The organism is Streptomyces sp. CB01201 (assembly GCF_002803085.1).
Lineage (GTDB): Bacteria > Actinomycetota > Actinomycetes > Streptomycetales > Streptomycetaceae > Streptomyces > Streptomyces hundungensis.
On record NZ_NNBJ01000002.1, the window covers coordinates 758,047 to 779,040 of the forward strand.

The 20,994-nt window shown below is 72.0% G+C and carries 14 protein-coding genes; 11 read left to right on the forward strand and 3 right to left on the reverse strand.

The genetic code is table 11. The features are described 5' to 3' along the window. Positions 1–126 precede the first annotated feature (126 nt). On the forward strand, positions 127–3,993 hold the full coding sequence (locus tag CG740_RS07920) for a glycosyltransferase family 2 protein (RefSeq protein ID WP_100574217.1): 3,867 nt from the start codon (positions 127–129) through the stop codon (positions 3,991–3,993). Then, positions 3,990–5,543 (forward strand): DUF5719 family protein, encoded by a 1,554-nt coding sequence (locus tag CG740_RS07925; RefSeq protein WP_100574218.1) that lies wholly within the window; start codon positions 3,990–3,992, stop codon positions 5,541–5,543. Before CG740_RS07920 ends, CG740_RS07925 begins: the two co-directional genes overlap by 4 nt. 83 nt (positions 5,544–5,626) lie before the next feature. On the opposite strand, the gene CG740_RS07930 is transcribed toward CG740_RS07925, so the two are convergent. Beyond that, positions 5,627–6,103, reverse strand: coding sequence for a metallopeptidase family protein (locus CG740_RS07930; protein WP_234376144.1), 477 nt, complete (start codon positions 6,101–6,103; stop codon positions 5,627–5,629). Positions 6,104–6,478: 375 nt separating this feature from the next. Between CG740_RS07930 and CG740_RS07935 the strand changes: the two genes are divergently transcribed. The 6 genes from CG740_RS07935 to CG740_RS07960 all read left to right on the forward strand — a co-directional run bounded on the left by CG740_RS07935 (position 6,479) and on the right by CG740_RS07960 (position 12,533). Next, positions 6,479–6,898: a DUF3499 domain-containing protein gene (locus tag CG740_RS07935; RefSeq protein WP_100574220.1), complete on the forward strand. Its 420-nt coding sequence runs from the start codon at positions 6,479–6,481 to the stop codon at positions 6,896–6,898. A gap of 167 nt (positions 6,899–7,065) precedes the next feature. Further along, positions 7,066–8,427, forward strand: a complete 1,362-nt coding sequence (locus CG740_RS07940; RefSeq protein WP_100574221.1) for a phosphomannomutase/phosphoglucomutase — start codon at positions 7,066–7,068, stop codon at positions 8,425–8,427. Positions 8,428–8,741: 314 nt separating this feature from the next. After that, positions 8,742–8,924: a Trm112 family protein gene (locus tag CG740_RS07945; protein ID WP_100574222.1), complete on the forward strand. Its 183-nt coding sequence runs from the start codon at positions 8,742–8,744 to the stop codon at positions 8,922–8,924. Between the two features lie 62 nt (positions 8,925–8,986). Beyond that, entirely contained in the window at positions 8,987–10,114 is a 1,128-nt protein-coding gene (locus tag CG740_RS07950) for an SIS domain-containing protein (protein ID WP_100574223.1), read from the forward strand. Positions 10,115–10,328: 214 nt separating this feature from the next. After that, complete coding sequence (manA, locus tag CG740_RS07955; RefSeq protein WP_100574224.1) at positions 10,329–11,495, forward strand: mannose-6-phosphate isomerase, class I; 1,167 nt, start codon at positions 10,329–10,331, stop codon at positions 11,493–11,495. Between the two features lie 78 nt (positions 11,496–11,573). Beyond that, positions 11,574–12,533: a cation diffusion facilitator family transporter gene (locus tag CG740_RS07960; protein ID WP_100574225.1), complete on the forward strand. Its 960-nt coding sequence runs from the start codon at positions 11,574–11,576 to the stop codon at positions 12,531–12,533. 623 nt (positions 12,534–13,156) lie between these two features. Here the strand turns inward: CG740_RS07960 and CG740_RS07965 are convergent. Beyond that, the gene (locus CG740_RS07965) at positions 13,157–15,385 is read right to left on the reverse strand and encodes a fructose-specific PTS transporter subunit EIIC (RefSeq protein ID WP_376498129.1); all 2,229 of its coding nucleotides are present in this window, start codon (positions 15,383–15,385) and stop codon (positions 13,157–13,159) included. A gap of 414 nt (positions 15,386–15,799) precedes the next feature. Here CG740_RS07965 and ahcY point away from each other — a divergent pair, with 414 nt between their 5' ends. Both ahcY and CG740_RS07975 read left to right on the forward strand, forming a co-directional pair. After that, positions 15,800–17,263: an adenosylhomocysteinase gene (gene ahcY / locus CG740_RS07970; RefSeq protein ID WP_100574305.1), complete on the forward strand. Its 1,464-nt coding sequence runs from the start codon at positions 15,800–15,802 to the stop codon at positions 17,261–17,263. Between the two features lie 416 nt (positions 17,264–17,679). Continuing rightward, entirely contained in the window at positions 17,680–18,300 is a 621-nt protein-coding gene (locus tag CG740_RS07975) for a hypothetical protein (RefSeq protein WP_100574227.1), read from the forward strand. Positions 18,301–18,326: 26 nt separating this feature from the next. Here the strand turns inward: CG740_RS07975 and CG740_RS07980 are convergent, their stop codons facing one another. Then, positions 18,327–19,463, reverse strand: coding sequence for an RDD family protein (locus CG740_RS07980; RefSeq protein WP_100574228.1), 1,137 nt, complete (start codon positions 19,461–19,463; stop codon positions 18,327–18,329). Between the two features lie 128 nt (positions 19,464–19,591). Between CG740_RS07980 and CG740_RS07985 the strand changes: the two genes are divergently transcribed. Beyond that, the gene (locus CG740_RS07985) at positions 19,592–20,599 is read left to right on the forward strand and encodes a stage II sporulation protein M (RefSeq protein ID WP_100574229.1); all 1,008 of its coding nucleotides are present in this window, start codon (positions 19,592–19,594) and stop codon (positions 20,597–20,599) included. Positions 20,600–20,994: the final 395 nt, after the last annotated feature.

Sequence of the window (20,994 nt, forward strand, 5' to 3'; positions counted from 1 at the left end):
TGGCAGCCGTTAGTGTGGGGCGCTGTCCACGGCACTCCGGTTCACGTCAGAGCCCGTCTCGCAACACCGGCCGCGCCGACCGCAGTCAGCACAGCAGCCTTTTGGGGCGGAGGGGCCCGTACCTCGATGTCCGTGCACAGTCAGTCGACGGCCTCGTACGAGACGGCCGCGACTCCCGAGTTCCCCCGACATGTCGTCACCGCCGTCGTCGTCTCGCACGACGGGGCGCGCTGGCTCCCCGACGTCCTGGCGGGGCTCCTCGGCCAGGAACGCCCCGTACAGAACGCCTACGCCGCCGACACCGGCAGCGCCGACGACTCCGCCCGTCTGGTCACCGAGGCGCTCGGCGCCGAACGCGTCCTGCACCTCGCCCGCCGCACCGGCTTCGGCGCCGCCGTCGAGGAGGCCGCCCGCACCGCACCCGTGCTCGGCCCCGAGGAACTGCCCTACCTCAAGCGCCCCAGCGGCTGGGACCCCGTCTCGCGCACCTGGCGCGACGACAGCTACGACCTGCCCGAACTCCCGCACGGCGAGCCCGTGCAGTGGCTCTGGCTGCTGCACGACGACTGCGCGCCCGAGCCCGACGCGCTCGCCGAACTGCTGCGCGTCGTCGACTCCAACGAGCACGCCGTGATCGTCGGCCCCAAGCTGCGCGGCTGGTACGACCGCAAGCAACTCCTCGAAGTGGGCGTCTCCATCGCCCACAGCGGGCGCCGCTGGACCGGCCTGGACCGGCGCGAACAGGACCAGGGCCAGCACGACCAGGTGCGCCCCGTCCTGTCGGTGTCCTCCGCGGGCATGCTGATCCGCCGCGATGTGTGGGAGGAACTCGGCGGCTTCGACCGGGGACTGCCCCTGATGCGCGACGACGTCGACCTGTGCTGGCGCGCGCACGCCGCGGGGCACACCGTCCTGGTCGCCCCCGACGCCGCGGTCCGGCACGCCGAGGCCGCCGCCCGCGAACGGCGCACCGTCGACTGCGCGGGCCGCTCGGTCGTCAACCCGCACCGGGTCGACAAGGCCGGCGCCGTCTACACGATGCTCGTCAACTCCCGTCCCGCGCTGCTCCCCTACGTGGTGCTCCGCATCGTGGTCGGCACGCTCCTGCGCACCGTCGCCTACCTCGTGGGCAAGGTGCCGGGCCAGGCCGTCGACGAGGTCATGGGCCTGTTCGGCACCCTGCTGCGGCCCGGCCGGATCCTCGCCGCACGCAAGCGGCGCGGCAAGAGCGGCGTAGAGGCGAGCGAACTGCGCCCGCTGTTCCCGCCGCCCGGTGCCACCATCCGGGCCACCGTCGAATCGGTGGCGGGCAGCCTCGGCGCGGGCGCCGAGGACACCGGCGGCTCCCGGCACGGCGCCGTCGAGTCGGGCCCCGGCGGCGACGACGCCGACTTCCTGGAGATCGAGCAGTTCGCCCGTCTGAAGAAGATCGCCCGCAAACCCGCGCCGGTCCTCTTCGCGCTCCTGCTGATCGTGTCCCTGGTCGCCTGCCGCAATCTGCTCGGCGGCGGCAGCCTCATGGGCGGCGCCCTGCTGCCCGCGCCCGACCACGTCGGCAGCCTGTGGGGCCGCTACGCCGACGCCTGGCACCCCATCGGCGCCGGCGGCACCCAGTCCGCGCCGCCCTACCTCGCGATCATCGCCGTGCTCTCCGCACTGTGCTTCGGCTCGACCGGCTTCGCCCTGACCCTGCTGCTCGTCTGCTCGGTCCCGCTGGCCGGCCTCACCGCGTACTTCGCCTCCCGCCCGCTGGTCGCCTCGCGCCAGCTGCGCGCCTGGGCGGCCATCGCCTACGCCTTCCTGCCCGCCGCCACCGGCGCGCTCGCCGCGGGCCGCCTCGGCACCGCCGTGCTCGCCGTCCTGCTGCCGCTGATCGCCCGGGCCGGGGTGAGCGCCGCCGGGCTCCGCGCCGAGGGGGCGCGCGGCAGCTGGCGCGCGACCTGGACGTACGCCCTGCTCCTGACCATCGCCATGGCGTTCACCCCCGTGGTGTGGCCGGTCGCGGTGCTGCTCGGCCTCGGCGTGCTCGCGCTGCGCCGCGCCGACATCACCGCGTACGGGCTGCGCTTCCTGGCCGCCGTCGGCACGCCGGTCCTGATGCTCGCGCCCTGGTCGCTCACCCTGCTCACCGGCCCGTCCGGCTTCCTGCGGGAAGCGGGACTGGAGTACGGCGACGGCTCGGCCGGCGCGCTCGACCTGCTCGGGGCCAGCCCCGGCGGGGCCAAGACGGTCGGCGGGCTCGTGCTCATCGGGCTCGTCGGAGCGGCGCTCGCGGCGCTGCTCCGCTCGGAGCGCACCTTCGCGATCCGCGCCGCCTGGGTGGTCGCGCTCACCGGCTTCCTCTTCGCGATCCTGTCCAACCGCAGCGCCTGGGCGGGCCCCGCGACCCTCGTGTACGGGCTCGCGCTGCTCGCCGCGGGTGCGGTCGGCGCCGAGAACGGCCGGACCCGGGTCGCCGGGCACGGCTTCGGCTGGCGCCAGCCGGTCGCCGCGCTCATCGCGCTCGCGGCCGCGCTCGGCCCCGTCTACTCCGCCGCGAACTGGATGATCGGCGGCGCCGACGGCCCGCTGAAGCGGCGCGACCCGGTACAGGTCCCGGCGTTCGTCGCCGAGGAGAGCGGCACCCGCGACCAGGCCCGCACCCTCGTCCTCGGCGGCACCTCGCCCGCCAAGGTCGCCTACACCCTGGTGCGCGGCTCGGGCGGGCAGCTCGGCGACGCCGAACTCGCCGCGTCCGGCGGCGGAGACGCAGGGCTGGGCAAGGTGGTCTCCAACCTGGTCGCGGGCTCCGGCGCCGACCAGTCGAGCCAGCTCAGCGGATACGCCGTGCGCTACGTGCTGGTCCGCGACGGCGCCCCCCGCGAGTTCGGCCGCACCCTGGACGCCACGCCCGGCCTCAGCCGGCTCAGCCAGCTCGACGGCAGCGCGCTGTGGCGGGTGGACCGCCAGGTCGCCCGCGCCGTGATCGTCCCGGCGAAGGGCGGCGAGAGCCTCCCGGTCGCAGCGGACCCGGTCGACATCCACACCAAGGTCCCGGCCGGCGAGGCGGGCCGCGTCCTGCGCATCGCCGACAAGGCCGCCCCCGGCTGGACCGCCACGCTCGACGGCAAGGCGCTCAAGAAGTCCACCGTCGACGGCTGGGCCCAGGGCTTCGAACTGCCCGCCGATGCGGGCAAGTTGGACGTCACCTACGACGCTCCGCTCACCCACACCCTGTGGATCTGGGCCCAGGTCGCGCTCGCCCTCGTCCTCTTCGTCCTCGCCCTGCCCGGCCGCCGCCGCCGGATCGACGACGACCTGCCCGAGGCGGAGGAGCTCATCGCGGCCGTCCCGACGCAGCCCGTCCCGGGCGAGGGCCGCCGGGCCCGCAGGCTCCGCGCCCAGGCCGAGGCCGAGGCCGTCGAGCCCCCGGACGGCGAACAGGCCGCCCAGGGAGCCGAGTTGCCCGCGCAGCCCGCGTACGGGGAGTGGGACGCGGCGCAGTACGCCACCACGTCCCCGGCCGGAGCCGCCGAGCACGACCAGCAGGCGCAGCAGGGTTACGACCCCTACCAGCAGCAGTACCCGGGCTATCAGCAGTACCCCGAAGGCCAGTACCCCGAAGCCCAGTACACCGAAGCCCAGTACACCGACGGGCGGCACCCCGACGGGCAGTACGTCCAGGCACCCGAAGGACAGGCTCCCAACGGGCAGTATCCGGAGGGCCAGTACCCCGAAGGGCAGTACTCCGACGGCCAGTACGCCCCGGCCCCCTATCCCGAGCAGCAGGCCTACCCCGATTCCGGCTACCCCCAAGTGCCGGGCGCGGAAGGTCAGTTCGGGCAGGGGCAGTACGCCGACGGGCAGCCCCGGCAGGGCTATGACCCCTACCGGCAGCCGGGGGCCGAGGAGTTGCCGCCCGAGGGCCAGTACGACCCCTACGGCTACGGCTATCCGCCGCCCGAGCACCCCGATCAGCAGCCGCCGCACCGCCCCGACGGGAGCCAGCAGTGAAGCGCACCACCCTCTCCCTCGCCGCGGGGGCCGTCGCGCTCGCCGCCCTGACCGGCTTCGCCTCGCTCACCGCGCCCGCCGGCTCGGCCGACACCGGCGCCAAGGCCCCGGCCCGGCTGCCCGTCGAACGCACCAGCCTGCTCTGCCCGGCACCCAGCAACTCCGACCTCGCCCAGACCACGTACACGGCGTTCACGCCCAAGGGCACGGCGACGGGCGGCTCGGCGGGCAAGCCGGGCATGGCGACGCTGACGCCGGCGGTGCCGCCACCCGCCGACTCCGGCGCGCCCGCCACCGACAAGGGCAAGGACGGCAAGGGCAAGAAGGCCGCCGACAAGCCGGCGTCCGACAAGCCCGTCATCTCCCTCAAGGAGCCGGGCAAGCCGGCCGCCGCCACCGCGAACGGCTCCGACGCCCCGGCCCTGACCGGCTCGGCCGACGGACTGCTCGCCCCGGGCTGGGCCGCCCAGCTGACCACCCAGATCACCGGCGGCGTCGGCCGCGCGCTGCTCGGCACCAACTGCACCGCGCCGGACGCCGACTTCTGGTTCCCCGGCGCCTCCACGGCCAAGGACCGTCAGGACTACGTCCACCTGACCAACCCGGACGACACCGCGGCCGTCGCGGACATCGAGCTGTTCGGCAAGGACGGTGCCATCAAGACCGACACCGGCGAGGGCATCACGATCCCCGCCAGGTCCAGCGTTCCCGTCCTCCTCTCCACACTCACCGGCACGGTGGCCGACGATCTGACGGTGCATGTCACCACCCGGGCCGGCCGGGTGGGCGCGGCAGTGCAGGCCACTGACGCGAAGGCCGGCGCGGACTGGCTGCCCGCGTCGGCGGAGCCGGCCGCCTCTCAGGTGCTTCCGGGCATCCCGGGCGACGCCACCGACGTCCGCCTGATCGTGCACGCCCCGGGCGCGGACGACGCGGACCTCAAGGTGAAGCTGGCGGGCAAGGGGGGCAGCTTCACACCGGCGGGCCTCGACACCGTCCACGTGAAGGCGGGGATGACGGCGTCCTTCGATCTGAAGAACGTCACACGGGGCGAGTCGGGTTCCCTGTCCCTCACCCCGAATGCGGACGGCGGCACTCCGGTCGTCGCCGCGCTGCGCGTGGTCCGCGGCACCGGAGACAAGCAGGAGACCGCCTTCATTCCGGCGGCGGCCCCGGTCGGCGCCCGCGCCACGGTCACCGACAACCGCGACAAGGCGGCCACGCTCGCGCTCACCGCACCGGGCACCAAGGACGCCTCCGTGAAGGTCACCTCGTCGGCCGGCACCGAGGGCGGCGAGCCGCAGTCCAAGACGTACACGGTGAAGGCCGGCACCACCCTGGCCGTCGACCCGCAGGTCCCGGCCGGCCTCAAGGGTTCGTACGCGCTGACCGTCGAGCCCGACCCGGCCGGCGGCCCCGTGTACGCCGCCCGCACCCTGGCGGTCACTCAGGACGGGGTCCCGCTGTTCACGGTGCAGACGCTGTCCGACGACAAGGGCACGGTCGCGGTCCCGGCCGCCGCCCAGGACCTCACGGTCCTCGGCAAGTAGCGGGCGCGGTCCGAAAGGTCGCGGTCCGAACGCGGGCGGGACCCGGGGCCCGGGAGCCGGGCCCCGGGACCGGCCCGCGGGGCTCAGTCCTGGCCGTACCGCGGGTCGACGGACTCCGGTGCCAGGCCCAGGAGTTCGGCGACCTGCTCGACCACGACCTCGTGGACGAGCAGGGCACGCTCGTCCCGGTTCTTGGTGCGGATCTCGACCGGCCTGCGGTAGACCAGGATCCGCGCCGGGTGGTCCTTGCCGGCCGCGAGGGCGCGCCCCAGCGGCACCGCCTCGTCGCTCCAGGGCGTGTCTGCGTCGTCGTCCGCGCCGCCGGGGGCTTCCTTGAACGGTACGTCCGTGACCAGGAACTCCACCTCCGCGAGCTGCGGCCAGCGCCGCTCCAGGCGCTCCACGGAGTCGAGCACGAGATCGCGGAAGGTCTCGGCCCTGCTGGCCGACAGCGGCACCTGGGGCGGAGCCACGGGCCCGCGCATGCCGCGGCCGTGCCGGTCACGGCGCCGGGGCCCTGTACGGGGGCCAGTTCCTTCGGCTGAGCTGGAGCTGTCCATCACTGACGCAGCGTAGCCCTCCGGGCCCGGCGACGATCGCGCCGACGACTCCGCGGGGTCCATGTCGAGCCCGGGCCGGGGCCGATGCCGAGCCCGTGTCGAGCCGGGGTCGGGGGCCACGCCGGGCGCATGTCGGCGGGCACGTCGGGGGCACATCGGAGGCATGTCGCCGGATGACCGTTTCGGCCACGCGTGAGAGCGGTTACCGGCCCGTCCAGGCCCTAGGATTTCGCGTGGTTTGACCGAATCGTTCCCAAGTGGCGCTCGCCAGAAGGCCGGTAACCCCCCGTTGCTCTCTGTTCCCGTGCAGGTCAGCGCAGTTGCTCCGACACCTCCTGTGCCCGAGGTCACACCGCGACACGGGGGAGTGAGCTGGTGGAGAGTCGTCGCGGCCCGGTCAAGAGTGCGGTACCGTCCAACGTCGTGAGCCCTGTACGTCGCTGTTCGCGCACCGCGTGCGGCCGCCCTGCCGTCGCGACACTGACGTACGTCTACGCGGACTCGACCGCAGTTCTCGGTCCGCTCGCCACCTACGCCGAGCCCCACTGTTACGACCTGTGCGCCGAGCACAGCGAGCGCCTGACCGCGCCCCGCGGCTGGGAGGTCGTCCGCCTGACCGACGCCTCCGCCCCGGCCCGCCCCAGCGGCGACGACCTGGAAGCGCTTGCCAACGCCGTCCGGGAAGCCGCCCGCCCCCAGGAGCGCGCCGCCGAGGCCGGCGGAGCGCGCGCGGCTGACCCCGTCGAGGTCGGCCGCCGAGGCCATCTGCGCGTCCTGCGCTCGCCCGAATCCTGACCCCGCGGCCCCAGCCACCGCCAACCCCGCAGGTATCGCGGCCGAGTTGGCACAGTCGGCCGCGGATCCACCGGAGCCATGGCCTGCGCCCGGTCGGCGCCGGGTACTTTGGGAGCCCGGCCGGTGCTCCGCGGAGGGCGTCGGCGACGACATCAGGGAAGGTTGCCGTGGCTGCTGATCTGTCGCAGATCGTGAAGGCGTACGACGTCCGCGGAGTGGTGCCGGATCAGTGGGACGAGTCGCTTGCCGAGCTGTTCGGTGCCGCTTTCGTCACCGTGGCGCAGGCCGACGCCATCGTCGTCGGCCACGACATGCGGCCCTCGTCGCCCGGCCTCTCGGCGGCCTTCGCGCGCGGCGCGGCCGCCCTCGGCGCGGACGTCACCCTCATCGGGCTCTGCTCCACCGACCAGCTGTACTACGCCTCCGGCGCGCTCGATCTGCCGGGCGCGATGTTCACCGCCTCGCACAACCCGGCCCAGTACAACGGCATCAAGATGTGCCGCAAGGGCGCGGCCCCGGTCGGCCAGGACACCGGTCTCGCGGAGATCCGCGAGCTGGTCGAGCGGTGGTCGGAGCAGGGCGCCCCGGCCGTCGCGCCGAAGGCGGGCACGATCGTCGAGCGCGAGACGTTGACGGACTACGCGGCCCATCTCAAGGCCCTCGTCGACCTCACCGCCATCCGCCCCCTGAAGGTCGTGGTCGACGCGGGCAACGGCATGGGCGGGCACACCGTGCCCACCGTGTTCGAAGGCCTGCCCCTCGACCTGGTCCCGATGTACTTCGAGCTGGACGGCACGTTCCCCAACCACGAGGCCAACCCGCTCGACCCGGCCAACATCGTGGACCTCCAGGCCCGCGTCATCGCCGAGGGCGCCGACCTCGGCCTGGCCTTCGACGGCGATGCCGACCGCTGCTTCGTCGTGGACGAGCGCGGCGAGCCGGTCTCGCCCTCCGCGATCACCGCCCTGGTCGCGGCCCGCGAACTGGCCCGCCACCCCGGCGGCACCGTGATCCACAACCTGATCACGTCCTGGTCGGTCCCCGAGGTCGTCCGGGAGAACGGCGGCACGCCGGTCCGCACCCGCGTCGGGCACTCCTTCATCAAGCAGGAGATGGCCGCCACCGGGGCGATCTTCGGCGGCGAGCACTCCGCGCACTACTACTTCGCCGACTTCTGGAACGCGGACACCGGCATGCTGGCCGCGCTCCACGTCCTGGCCGCGCTCGGCGGCCAGCAGGGCACGCTCTCCGCCCTGGTCGCCCAGTACGACCGCTACGCCGGCTCCGGCGAGATCAACTCCACGGTCGACGACCAGACGGCCCGCGCGGCCGCCGTCCGCGCCGCCTACGAGGGCCAGGACGGCCTCACCCTGGACGAGCTCGACGGCCTGACCGTCACCGCCCAGGACTGGTGGTTCAACCTCCGCGCCTCCAACACCGAGCCGCTGCTCCGCCTCAACGTCGAGGCGCGGGACGCGGCGACGATGGCGAAGGTCCGGGACGAGGTCCTCGCGCTCGTCCGGGGCTGACCCGGGAGGGGCCGGCCCAGGAGGGCCGCCCCAGGAGAGCCGGCCCGGAAGCGGGCAGCGGGCGCCGGGCGGCCGGGTTGCCCGCTGCCCGCTGCCCGCTGCCCGCGCCCGCTGCCCGCGCCCGCTGCCCCCGCCCTGCCGCCCCGCACGCCGACGGGGCTGCCCGGGCCGTCGCCCGGTCCCGGGAGCCACCCCCTCCAGGGGCACGCAACCCGCCGGGCCCGGCGGTAGGCTGACCTGGCCCGACCCCGCGCGCGTCGCGTACGCGTACGCCCCGCGCGACCACGGAACGAAGTACCGCCGAAGGGAACCCCATGCCGCTCGAAGCCGGCCTCCTTGAGATCCTCGCCTGCCCGGCCTGTCACGCGCCGCTCAGCGACGCGACCGCGGCGGACGAGCCCGAGCTGATCTGCACCGGCAAGGACTGCGGCCTCGCCTACCCCGTGCGCGACGGCATCCCGGTCCTCCTGGTGGACGAGGCCCGCCGCCCCGCCTGAGCCGGCGACGAGCCCGCCCGCGCAGTCCCGGTACACCCCAGCAGAGCCGGAGGCCGACCCCCATGCTCGACGAGTCGCTGCTTGACGATCCGGAAGCCCTCGCCAGGGCCGACCGCCGCGGGCTGCTCCGCGGCGCGGCCGAGGCGGGCGCCCGCGTCCGTACCGCGGCCCGGCACGCGGCCGAGGCCGGGATCGCCGAGCTGAAGCCGGAGGGCCGCCCCCGGTCGGTACTGATCGCCGGACCCGGCACCGCCGCGGCCGGCGTCGCCGACCTGGTGACGGCGCTCGCCGGCGCCTCGGCCCCGGTCACCCGCCTCGAATCCACCGGTGTCGCGCCCGCCGCAGGCGCCCTGCGCTGGACGCTGCCGGGCTGGGCCGGCTCCGTGGACCTGCTGCTCATCACCACCACCGACGGCAGCGAACCCGGCCTCGCCCTCCTCGCCGAGCAGGCCTACCGCCGGGGCTGCAACGTGGTCGCCGTCGCCCCTCAGCGCTCCCCGCTCGCGGAGGCCGTGGACGGGGTGCACGGCCTGGTCGTACCGATGGCCTCGGCCCCCTTCGAGCCCGACGAGGCGGAGATGTCGGCGGCGAGCCCGGGCGCGCTGTGGTCGCTGTTCACCCCTCTGCTCGCGCTGCTCGACCGGGTCGGCCTGCTGAGCGCGCCCCCCGAGACCGTCGAGAAGATCGCCGCACGTCTGGACCGGACCGCGGAACGCTGCGGCCCGGCGATCGCCCTGTACGGAAACCCCGCGAAGATGCTCGCCTTCGAGCTCGCCGAGTCGCTTCCGCTGATCTGGACCGAGGGCGTGGGCGCGGCCCCGGCCGGGCGCCGGTTCGCCGCCGTGCTGAGCGAACTGTCCGGCCATCCCGCGTTCGCCGCCGCCCTGCCCGAGGCGCTGCCCGCGCACGGGGTGCTGCTCGCGGGCTCGCTCGCGGCCGGGGCCGACCCGGACGACTTCTTCCGCGACCGCGTCGACGAGCCGGAGCGCCTGCACGCCCGGGTCGTCCTGCTGCGCGACCGCCCGGCCGGCGGCCTCTCCGCGGCTCCGGCCGCCCGCGAACTCGCGCTGAGCCACGACACCCCGATCAGCGAGCTCGAACCCGAGGAGGGCACCGAGCTCGAATGCCTCGCCGAACTCCTCGCCATCGCCGACTTCGCGACGGTCTACCTGACCATCGCGTCGACCTGACCCCGCCGCGCGAACCCGGCGGGGTCTGCCCAGGGACAGGGCGCGCCTGCCATCACCCAGCCGTCCCCCGGGAAGCCGGGAGGCGGAACATCTCCCGGCCGAACCGAATCGCCCCGAATCGAATCGAATCAACCCAGTCTGATCCGATCCGAAGCGAAGTGGATCGAAGCGGATCGGACCGGACTGGTAACCGAAAGCGAACACAGGACGACCCATGGACCGTCTCACCAACACCATCCGTCCCTACGCCTGGGGCTCCGCCACCCTCATCCCGGAGCTCCTCGGCACCGAGCCCACCGGCGAGCCGCAGGCCGAGATGTGGATGGGAGCCCACCCCGGAGCCCCTTCCCAACTCGATCGCGGAGCCGGAGCGACATCGTTGTCGGACGTGATCGCGGCGGACCCGGCGGGCGAACTCGGCCGCGCCGCGGTGGCCCGGTTCGGCCCCCGGCTGCCCTTCCTCCTCAAGCTCCTCGCCGCGGGCGCGCCCCTCTCCCTCCAGGTCCACCCCGACCTCGTGCAGGCCAAGGAGGGCTTCGACGCCGAGGAGCGCGCCGGGATCCCGCTCGACGCCCCGCACCGCAACTACAAGGACGCCAACCACAAGCCCGAACTCATCTGCGCGCTCACCCCCTTCGAGGGCCTGTGCGGCTTCCGCACCCCCGAGGAGGCCGCGCGCACGCTGGCCGCCCTGGAGGTCGACTCGCTCAAGCCGTACGTCGACCTGCTGCGCGCCCACCCCGCCGAGGCGGCCCTGCGCGAGGTCCTGACGGCCGTACTGACCGCGGACCGCGAGGAGATGGCGGCGACGGTGACCGAGACGGCCGCCGCCTGCGAACGCCTCGGCGGGGCCCAGTACACCGCGTACGCCTCCCTCGCGCACCACTACCCCGGCGACCCGGGCGTCCTGGCGGCGATGCTGCTCAACTACGTCCAACTCCAGCCCGGCGAAGCCCTGTTCCTCGGCGCCGGAGTCCCACACGCCTACCTCAGCGGCATGGGCGTGGAGATCATGGCCAACTCCGACAACGTGCTGCGCTGCGGCCTGACCCCCAAGCACGTCGACGTCCCCGAACTGCTGCGCGTCGTGCGCTTCGAGCCGACCGACCCGGGCGTGCTGCGACCCGAGGCCTCGCCGTCGGGGGAGGAGCTCTACGAGACGCCGATCGACGAGTTCCGCCTGTCCCGCTTCGTACGGGCGGAGGGCGCGGCCCCCACCGAACTGACCGCGGCGACCCCGCAGATCGTCCTCTGCACGGCGGGCAGTCCCTCGGTCGGGGGATTGACGCTGACCCCGGGCGCGGCCGTATTCGTACCCGCGGAAGAGAAGTCCGAACTGTCCGGTACGGGAACGGTGTTCCGCGCCACCGTGGTTGCCTGATGTAACAATGTGCCGCCGCGGGGTCCGGCAGGGCCGGTCCCCGCAGAGGGCAACCGACGAAGGGAAGACGGCAACTCCATGAGCGCGTCAGGCGGAACCAAGGCCATCGTGGCGGCGCTGAGCGCCAACCTCGCCATCGCGGTGGCGAAGTTCGTGGCGTTCCTGTTCAGCGGATCGTCGTCGATGCTCGCGGAGAGCGTCCACTCGCTCGCCGACTCGGGCAACCAGGGGCTGCTGCTGCTCGGCGGCAAGAAGGCCCAGCGCGAGGCGACCCCCCAACACCCCTTCGGCTACGGCCGCGAGCGGTACATCTACGCGTTCCTGGTCTCGATCGTGCTCTTCTCGGTCGGCGGCATGTTCGCGGTCTACGAGGGCTACGAGAAGATCAAGCACCCGCACGCGATCGAGGCCTGGTACTGGCCGGTCGGCGTGCTGGTCTTCGCGATCATCGCGGAGGGGTACTCCTTCCGTACGGCGATCAAGGAATCGAACGTCACCCGGGGCAAGCTCTCCTGGAAGGAGTTCATCCGCCGCGCCAAGGCCCCCGAGCTCCCCGTCGTCCTCCTTGAGGACTTCGGCGCCCTGGTCGGCCTGGTCCTGGCCCTCCTCGGCGTGGGCATCGCCCTGGCCACCGGCGACGGCGTCTGGGACGGCATCGGCACCCTGTGCATCGGCATCCTGCTGATCCTGATCGCCCTCATCCTCGCGTCGGAGACCAAGTCGCTGCTGCTCGGTGAGTCGGCCGGCACGGACGAGGTCGAGAAGATCAAGTCGGCCATCGTGGACGGCGACACGGTGACCTCGGTCATCCACATGCGCACCCTGCACCTCGGCCCCGAGGAACTCCTGGTCGCCGCCAAGATCGCCGTCCAGCACGACGACACGGCCCAGGAAGTGGCGACAGCCATCAACGCGGCGGAGTCCCGCATCCGCGAGGCGGTCCCGATCGCCCGCGTCATCTATCTGGAGCCGGACATCTACAGCGCGGAAGAAGCAGCCGCGGGCCCCGACCCCAAGGCAACCCCGGGCGGCCACTGACCCCCTCACGCCCCCGACCTCCCCGCCCGGCCCACCGCCCCGGAGGAGCGCCCCCTCCTCTGCAAGGCCGTCGCCAGGGCCGGGGGTAGGGGGGTGCGTTGACGTTCGGAAAGCGCGGTCCCTTCCGGCAATCTCCCGGCTGGCGCTCGGGGATGCTCGGGCTGGGGGTTCCGGGTCGTAACTGCGCAACGCCTGCAAGCCTGCGCTTCCGGGCGCCCTTACCGGTACGCGCCACTGGGTGCCATGACTGGTCCGTGCTTACCGGCCTGCGCTACCGGGCGGCTCTACCGGTCCGCGCCTGCAAGCCTGCGCTTCCGGGCGCTCTTACCGGTACGTGCCACTGGGTGCCATGACTGGTCCGTGCTTACCGGCCTGCGCTACCGGGCGGCTCTACCGGTCCGCGCTTACCCGCCCGCGTTATCGGGCGGCCCTTACCGGTCCGCGCTTACTGGTCCGCGCTTACCCGCCCGCGTTATCGGGCGGCCCTTACCGGTCCGCGCTATCGGCTCGCCCACCGGCCCGAGCCCGACTCCCCACCCCCGGAGGGTCTGGGGAAGGGGCGGGGCGGGGAGAAATCCCCACCCCACCCGGCCCCACCCCATCCCAGCGCTCCAACGACCGCCCTACCGAATCTCCCCCAGCACCTCCAGAACCGCCCCCGTATCTGGAGCCTCCACCAGCCGCCCCCGGAACCCGGGATCCATCAACTTCCGCGACAGCAGCGCCAGAATCCGCAGATGTTCGTCCCCCGCCGCGGCCTCCGGTACGGAGATCATGAAGATGAGCTTGGCCCGAGTCCCGTCGAGCGAACCCCACTCGATGCCCTCGGCAGACCGCGCGAATCCCACCGTCGGCGACGACACCGCATCCGTCTTGGCATGCGGAATGGCGATCTCCTCGCCGAGCCCGGTCGTCCCCTGGGCCTCCCGCGCGAGCGCGACCCGTACCAGCTCGTCCACGTCCCGTACGTTCCCGGTCGAGGCCAGCATCTCGGCCATCTCCCGAATCGCGGCCTCCTTGTCCTGCGAGGCCAGCTGGACCTTGACGGTCCGAGCGGTCAGATACCCGGACAGCACCTCCGGCCCGGCACCAGCCACATCAGTAGCACCGGCGGCACCGGCGGCACCGGCAGCACCGTCCGCCCCGGCCCCGTCCCCCGACGGGGCCGCGACAGGCGCGGGGGACCCGCCACCAGATGCGACCCCAGAGCCACCACCAGAGCCGACACCGGCCCCGCCAACGGCCCCCGCATCGACCCGGGCCCCGGAACCGGAACCGACACCCGTCAGGACGGGCTCGGCAACCAACGAACCCGCACCAGCGGCACCTGCACCAGCGGCACCCGCGCCGGCGGCACCCGTACCGGCGGCGGCCTCAACACCGACGCCGACATCACCGCGCCGGGCGGCCTTGCGCCCCTTGAGGTCGATCAGCGCATTGGTGGTCAACGCGGTGACAGCCGTACCCGCGGCGATGGCCACGAAGAACATCGCCGCTCCTCCCACCGCGCCGAACAGCGAAACGATGGGCCCACCGTGCGGAACGGAATCCGTGACCCCGGCCACGCCCGCGATCGCACCGGCCACCGCCCCGCCCAGCATGTTCGCGGGGATGACCTGAGCGGGCCGTGCCGCAGCGAAGGGGATCGCGCCCTCCGAGATACCGAAGAAGCCCATGAACAAGGCCGCGATACCGGTCTCCCGTTCCTGGTCGCTGTACAGCTTGCGCCGCAGCAGCGTGGCAAGCCCCTGTCCGAGTGGCATGACCGGAATGGCCGCGGCCGCCATACCCATCACCGCGTTGTTCGTGCCGATCAGGCCCACCGCAACGAGGAACGCCGTCTTGTTGACGGGCCCGCCCATGTCGAACGCGATCATCAGACCGATCAGCGCGCCGAGCACGATCGCACTCGACCCCGTCATCCCGTTCAGCCAGCTGGTCAGATGGGTGAACAGCCAGGAGATCGGCTGCCCGATCACGTAGATGTAGAACAGCCCGAGCGCCAGCGTCGAAACGATCGGGATCACGATGATCGGCATGATCGGCTGGACGAACTTCGGCACCTTGACCTTGCGGATCCACACCACCAGATATCCGGCGAGGAAGCCCGTCGCGATGGCCCCGAGGAACCCCGCGTTCGCGTCGGCACCGTAGATCGTCATGCCGTCGTACGCGAGGAACCCGCCGATCATGCCCGGAACCAGCGCGGGCCGGTCGCCGAGAGCGAAGGCGATGTAGCCGGAGAAGATCGGCAGCATCAACTTGAAGCCGAGCCCGCCGAGCGCGTTGACGTAGAACCAGAACGAGTCCTTGTCGAACTCGATCCCCTTCGGCGTCGTGTGCCCGCCCAGCGCGATCGAGACCGCGAGCAGCAGACCGCCGACCACCACGAACGGGATCATGTGCGAGACGCCGTTCATCAGCGCCTTGTACGCGGCGCTGCGCTCCTTGCCACCCCCGCCGCTCCCGCTCCCGGCGGCCCCACCGCCCGCCGTGGCCGACTGGCCACCCGCGTGCACCGGCGCGCTCCGCACCTGCTCGATGAGCTGCTCGGGCCGGTGGATGCCATCGGCTACCGGCACGCTCAGCACCTTCTTGCCGGCGAACCGATCGAGCGCGACGTCCTTGTCGGCCGCGATGATGATCCCGTCGGCCTCCTTGACATCGTTGTCATCGAGCACATTTTCGGCCCCGATGGAACCCTGCGTCTCCACCTTCATCTCGATGCCGAGCGCCGCCGCTGCCTGGGCCAGCTTCTCGGCGGCCATATAGGTGTGGGCGATGCCGGTCGGACAGGCGGTCACCGCGAGCAGCTTCAACTTCCGCTGCCCGTCGCTAGCCGGACTGGTCACGTGGGGGTCTCCTAACGCTTCGCGCCTCGTTCGCGCCTCGTCACGCGGTTGGTGCGTACGGTCGGCTCGTTTCCCGAGCCCGGCCGACCCAAGCATCTTCCATCAGATAAGACCCACATCAAAAGTCCCTTAGGCCCCGTTTGGTCCGGACTGTGGTCCCGACTCCGGGGCCCGTTCGAGCGGCGCCTTTCACCAAGCCCCCATGGGTTCACTCGGCCGATCGGTGTAGATTCGTGACCAGAGCCAGACGTCGCTGCTGATGGCGGTCGGTCGGTCCCGCGCGGACCCGGCCGAGGGAGAGAGGGCCTCCGACGGACTGCGCTGCGAGCGCGTTCGGGCACTCCCATGCCCATCGCCGCGCCCGCAGACCAGCCGTACCCACCCTCGACACCCATCAACGAGGAGCAGCTCACCATGACGACTGTCGCCACCGGCGCCGGCCAGGACTTCAAGGTCGCCGACCTCTCCCTCGCCGCCTTCGGGCGCAAGGAGATCAACCTCGCCGAGCACGAGATGCCCGGTCTGATGTCGATCCGCAAGGAGTACGCCGCCACGCAGCCGCTGGCCGGTGCCCGCATCACCGGCTCGCTGCACATGACCGTGCAGACCGCCGTGCTGATCGAGACCCTGGTCGCCCTCGGCGCCGAGGTCCGCTGGGCCTCCTGCAACATCTTCTCCACCCAGGACCATGCCGCCGCCGCGATCGCGGTCGGCCCGAACGGCACCCCGGACGCCCCCGCCGGCGTCCCGGTCTTCGCCTGGAAGGGCGAGACCCTCGCGGAGTACTGGTGGTGCACGGAGCAGGCGCTGACCTGGCCGAACACCCCCACCGGCGGCCCGAACATGATCCTGGACGACGGCGGCGACGCCACCCTCCTGGTGCACAAGGGCGTCGAGTTCGAGAAGGCCGGCGCTGCCCCGGACCCGGCCACGGCCGACTCCGAGGAGTACGCCCACATCCTCACCCTGCTGAACCGCACCCTGGGCGAGAACCCCCAGAAGTGGACGCAGCTGGCCTCCGAGATCCGTGGCGTGACGGAGGAGACCACCACCGGTGTCCACCGCCTCTACGAGATGATGCGCGACGGCGACCTCCTCTTCCCGGCGATCAACGTGAACGACGCCGTGACCAAGTCGAAGTTCGACAACAAGTACGGCTGCCGCCACTCCCTGATCGACGGCATCAACCGCGCCACCGACGTCCTCATCGGCGGCAAGACGGCGGTCGTGTGCGGCTACGGCGACGTCGGCAAGGGCTGCGCCGAGTCCCTGCGCGGCCAGGGCGCCCGCGTGATCATCACCGAGATCGACCCGATCTGCGCGCTCCAGGCAGCTATGGACGGCTACCAGGTCACGACCCTGGACGACGTCGTCGACAAGGCGGACATCTTCGTCACCACGACCGGCAACAAGGACATCATCATGGCCGCCGACATGGCCAAGATGAAGCACCAGGCCATCGTCGGGAACATCGGCCACTTCGACAACGAGATCGACATGGCCGGCCTGGCCAAGATCCCCGGCGTCGTCAAGGACGAGGTCAAGCCCCAGGTGCACACCTGGACGTTCCCCGACGGCAAGGTGCTGATCGTCCTCTCCGAGGGCCGCCTGCTGAACCTGGGCAACGCGACCGGCCACCCGTCCTTCGTGATGTCCAACTCCTTCGCGGACCAGACCCTGGCCCAGATCGAGCTGTTCACCAAGCCGTCCGAGTACCCGACCGACGTCTACGTGCTGCCCAAGCACCTCGATGAGAAGGTCGCCCGCCTGCACCTGGACTCGCTCGGCGTGAAGCTCACCGAGCTCCGTCCGGAGCAGGCCGCGTACATCGGCGTCGAGGTCGACGGCCCGTACAAGCCGGACCACTACCGCTACTGAGTCACGACCCCGAGGACCACAGGGCGCCGGGCGGCGGGCCGTCAGCCCCAACTGGCCCCTGTGGTCCCGGAGTTGACGATCAACCCAGCCAGCCAATCGGTCAGCTGGCCGGCGATACGGCGCAGGCGCGGCACCGACCGCGCCCAGCCTCCGCCGGAGCCGCCGCGCAGCCCGGGCTCCATCCGCCCGGGGTACCGGGCGCCGGCCACCGGGTTCCAGGCACTGAGCGTTGGGACGTCACCGGCACCCGGCAACACCACTGACACGGGGCGTCGGCTGAACGGGGCATCGGCTCCCGACATCCGCGCCCGGCACGTCATCGGTACTGAGGCAGGCCCCCGCACCCCCGTGACGGGGGCCTGCCCCTACCGCTCCGCACCGAGTCAGCGTCTGACTCCCAAGGACCCCGAGATCCCATGCCCCGCGGCCGATATTCGCTTCACGATCCGCACGACCACACCCCTCTCGGCGAAGAACACTTCCACTGTGCGCCGGGCCCTTCCGGCTGGCGCTATGTCTCCCAGCTCACCACCCCCTCCGGAGACCACGCGGGCTCCGTAGACCTCGCACTGGACGAACTCGGCCGCCCGATCCGCCTCGAACTCCACGCCGCCGCCTGGCAGGTGCGGGGCGCCGCGATCGACGGCGTCACCTGGGTCCGTACGGACCCTTCCGGGACCCACGCCACCGAAGGCAATGTGCGCGCCCACGCCTTCGCCGGCAGTTCCCCCGCTTTTCTCGTCGCCACCTCCCGTTTGCTGCGCCTCACCCCCCAGTCCCCGACGACGCGCGTCCGCCTCGTCACCTTCACGGATCCGGTCCTCGCCCCCCGCACGACCGACCAGTCCTGGGCCCTGCTGAAAAGTGAAGCGCACGCCACTGACAATGGCCCCCTGACGGTGGACGAGTACCAGGTCAGCGCCCTGGACACGGGCGAACAGCACACCGTCCACATCGCCGGCGACGTGATCCTCGCGGCACCCGGGATCGAGCTGGAATCCCTGGAATCCCCGCCCTCGACGTTCCCCGCGCCGTAGACCCGGCCGCCCGGCCGGGCAGAGCACTACGCAGGCGGCGCGAACCCCGTCGAACGCCCGGCACCCGGAGCCACCGCCCCGCCAGGCGGAACGGCAGCCGCACCATGAAGCGGCGCGTGAGCGACCTCGTGCACCGGACGCTGAGCAGGGCCGTGAACGGATCCAGGTACGGATTCAGGAGCGGATTCAGGAGCGGATTCAGAAACGGGACCGTGAGCGAGTCCAGGAACCGGGCCGTGAACGGGGACAGGAACCGGACTGTTAACGGGGACAGGAACCGGACCATGAACAGCTCCGGGCACCGGACCGACAGCAGCGCCGGGAACAGGCACGGGGCTCTGCGCGTTCCCCGCCCAAGGAGCCGCCGCCTGCCCCTGACCGGGGCCCCAGGGCGCCATGCCGGTCGCCGCGTGCAACTGCCCGAACGCCCGCCGCGCATCGCGGGCCTGACGTTCATTCACCACTGCGGCCAGGTAAGCGCCAGGGGGCACGCCCTCCGGAAGCGGCGCCCCCGTACAGGCCACCATGTCCTCGGCCAGGCGGACCGACATCGTCCAGCTCACCTGCGGATCGAGCTGCCCCATTCGCGTCAGGTACTGGCGCACCGCCAGCCAGAGCCCGTCCGGCACACGCGAGAGATCCAGCCCGGCGAACCGCCCCACCAGCCACGGCGGAGGCGGCGGCACGGCTGCCGCCCACCCCGACGACACCCGCTCGCGCACGACCAGGGTGCCCGCGAACACGTCCCCGATCCGCCGCCCGCGCTCGGAGACGAGTGACGCGACGCAGGCAACGACGCCGAACGTCACCAGGATTTCGATGACCCCCATCGCTCCGCGCACCAGCGCGTGCCGGAACCGGATCGGCCCGCCGTCGTCCCGCACCACGCGCAACCCGCAGGCCAGCTTCCCCAACGACCGCCCGTGCGACAGCGTCTCGACCGCGATGGGACCGCCGACCAGCACGAGCACGAACAGCGCCACACCTATGGCGGCCTGGGCGGCGCCGTCGAGCGAAGCGGTGGCGAACAACATCACCAGTGAGACCAATATGTACGCCGCCCACACAACGGCGAGGTCAATCACCAGCGCCAGCGCCCGACTCGGCAGCCGTGCAGGCCGCAGCCCCAATACGACCGCATCCCCCGTGACCAGCGCGCTCACCCGATACCCCACCCTTCGCAGACGACGGCCTTCCACACCCCTTGGACCTCACAGTCTGCCAAGCTGGCCCGCAGCGCGCCGCAGTAGTACAGACCGTACGCACCCAGTGCCTGGAGCAGCAGCAGAACATGGACCTCGATGTCTTCGTGACCGCCCACCATGCGGAGTGGGACCGCCTCGAACACCTCCTGCACCGCGGCCGCCGCCTCACGGGCGCCGAGGTGGACGAGCTGGTGACCCTCTATCAGCGCACGTCCACGCATCTCTCCCTCATACAGTCCACGGCCCCGGACCCCCTGCTCACGGCCCGACTGACCCAGCTCGTGGCCCGCGCGCGCTCCACCGTCACCGGGACTCGCCGCGCGACCTGGCGCGACGCGGCCCGCTTCCTCACCGCGGGCTTTCCGGCGGCCGTCTACCGCTCCCGCCGGTGGTGGATCCCGACAGCCCTGGTCTCCATAGCCGTCTCCGCGATCATCGGTTGGTGGATCGGCACCCACCCCGAGGTCCAGTCCGCGATCGCAGCCCCCGACGCCCTTCGCCAGATGACACAACCGGGCGGCGAGTACGAGACCTACTACTCAAGCCACCCGGCCGCCTCCTTCGCGGCCCAGGTCTGGACGAACAACGCACAGGCCACCGCGATGTGCCTGGTGCTGGGTGCCTTCCTCGGCATCCCCGTCCTGTGGATCCTGCTGCTGAACATGCTCAACCTCGGCGTCGGCATCGGCCTCATGTCCTCGGCCGGCCGCCTCGACACGTTCCTCGGCCTGGTGCTGCCGCACGGTCTCCTGGAACTGACCGCCGTGTTCGTCGCGGCCGGCACGGGCCTGCGTCTCGGCTGGACCGTCGTGGACCCGGGCCCCCGATCCCGCCGGACAGCCCTGGCGGAACAAGGCCGCGCGGCCGTCGGGATGGCGATCGGACTCGCTCTGGTGCTGTTCGTCTCGGGAATGATCGAAGGCTTCGTAACCCCTTCCGGCCTGCCCACTTGGGGCCGTATCGCCCTGGGCGTCGCCGCCGAAGTTACGTTCCTGGTGTACGTCTACGTCCTGGGCGGCAGAGCCGCGCGGGCGGGAGATGTGGGCGACGTCGAGTCTGCCGCCCGCAGCGCCGAGCTTCCGACGGCCGCGTGATGTGCGTACGGCCCCTCTGACCTGGTACTGTCCCCTTCGCCCACAAAAATCGTTGACACGGTTCGAGTGGGGAGGTAGATTTGAACGGTTGCCTTGGGGCTGGACAAGCCTGAGAGCACTGGCTAATATCTAGCTCGCTCTCGCTGGAAATTGAATTTCTGAGCGATGAGCCATTCCGACTTCACCATTCGAAGCCACGAAGCCGATTCGGTCGGCCGAAATGCTTCTGATAGAGTCGGGATCACCGAAAAGGGAAACGCGAAAGCGAATATCAATTCGGTAGCCCGCTCCAGCGGGTGGCAGAAACAAGAAATTGAGTCTGCTAAGCTGGAAACACGAAATACCGAAGGGAAGCGCCCGGAGGAAAGCCCGAGAGGGTGAGTACAAAGGAAGCG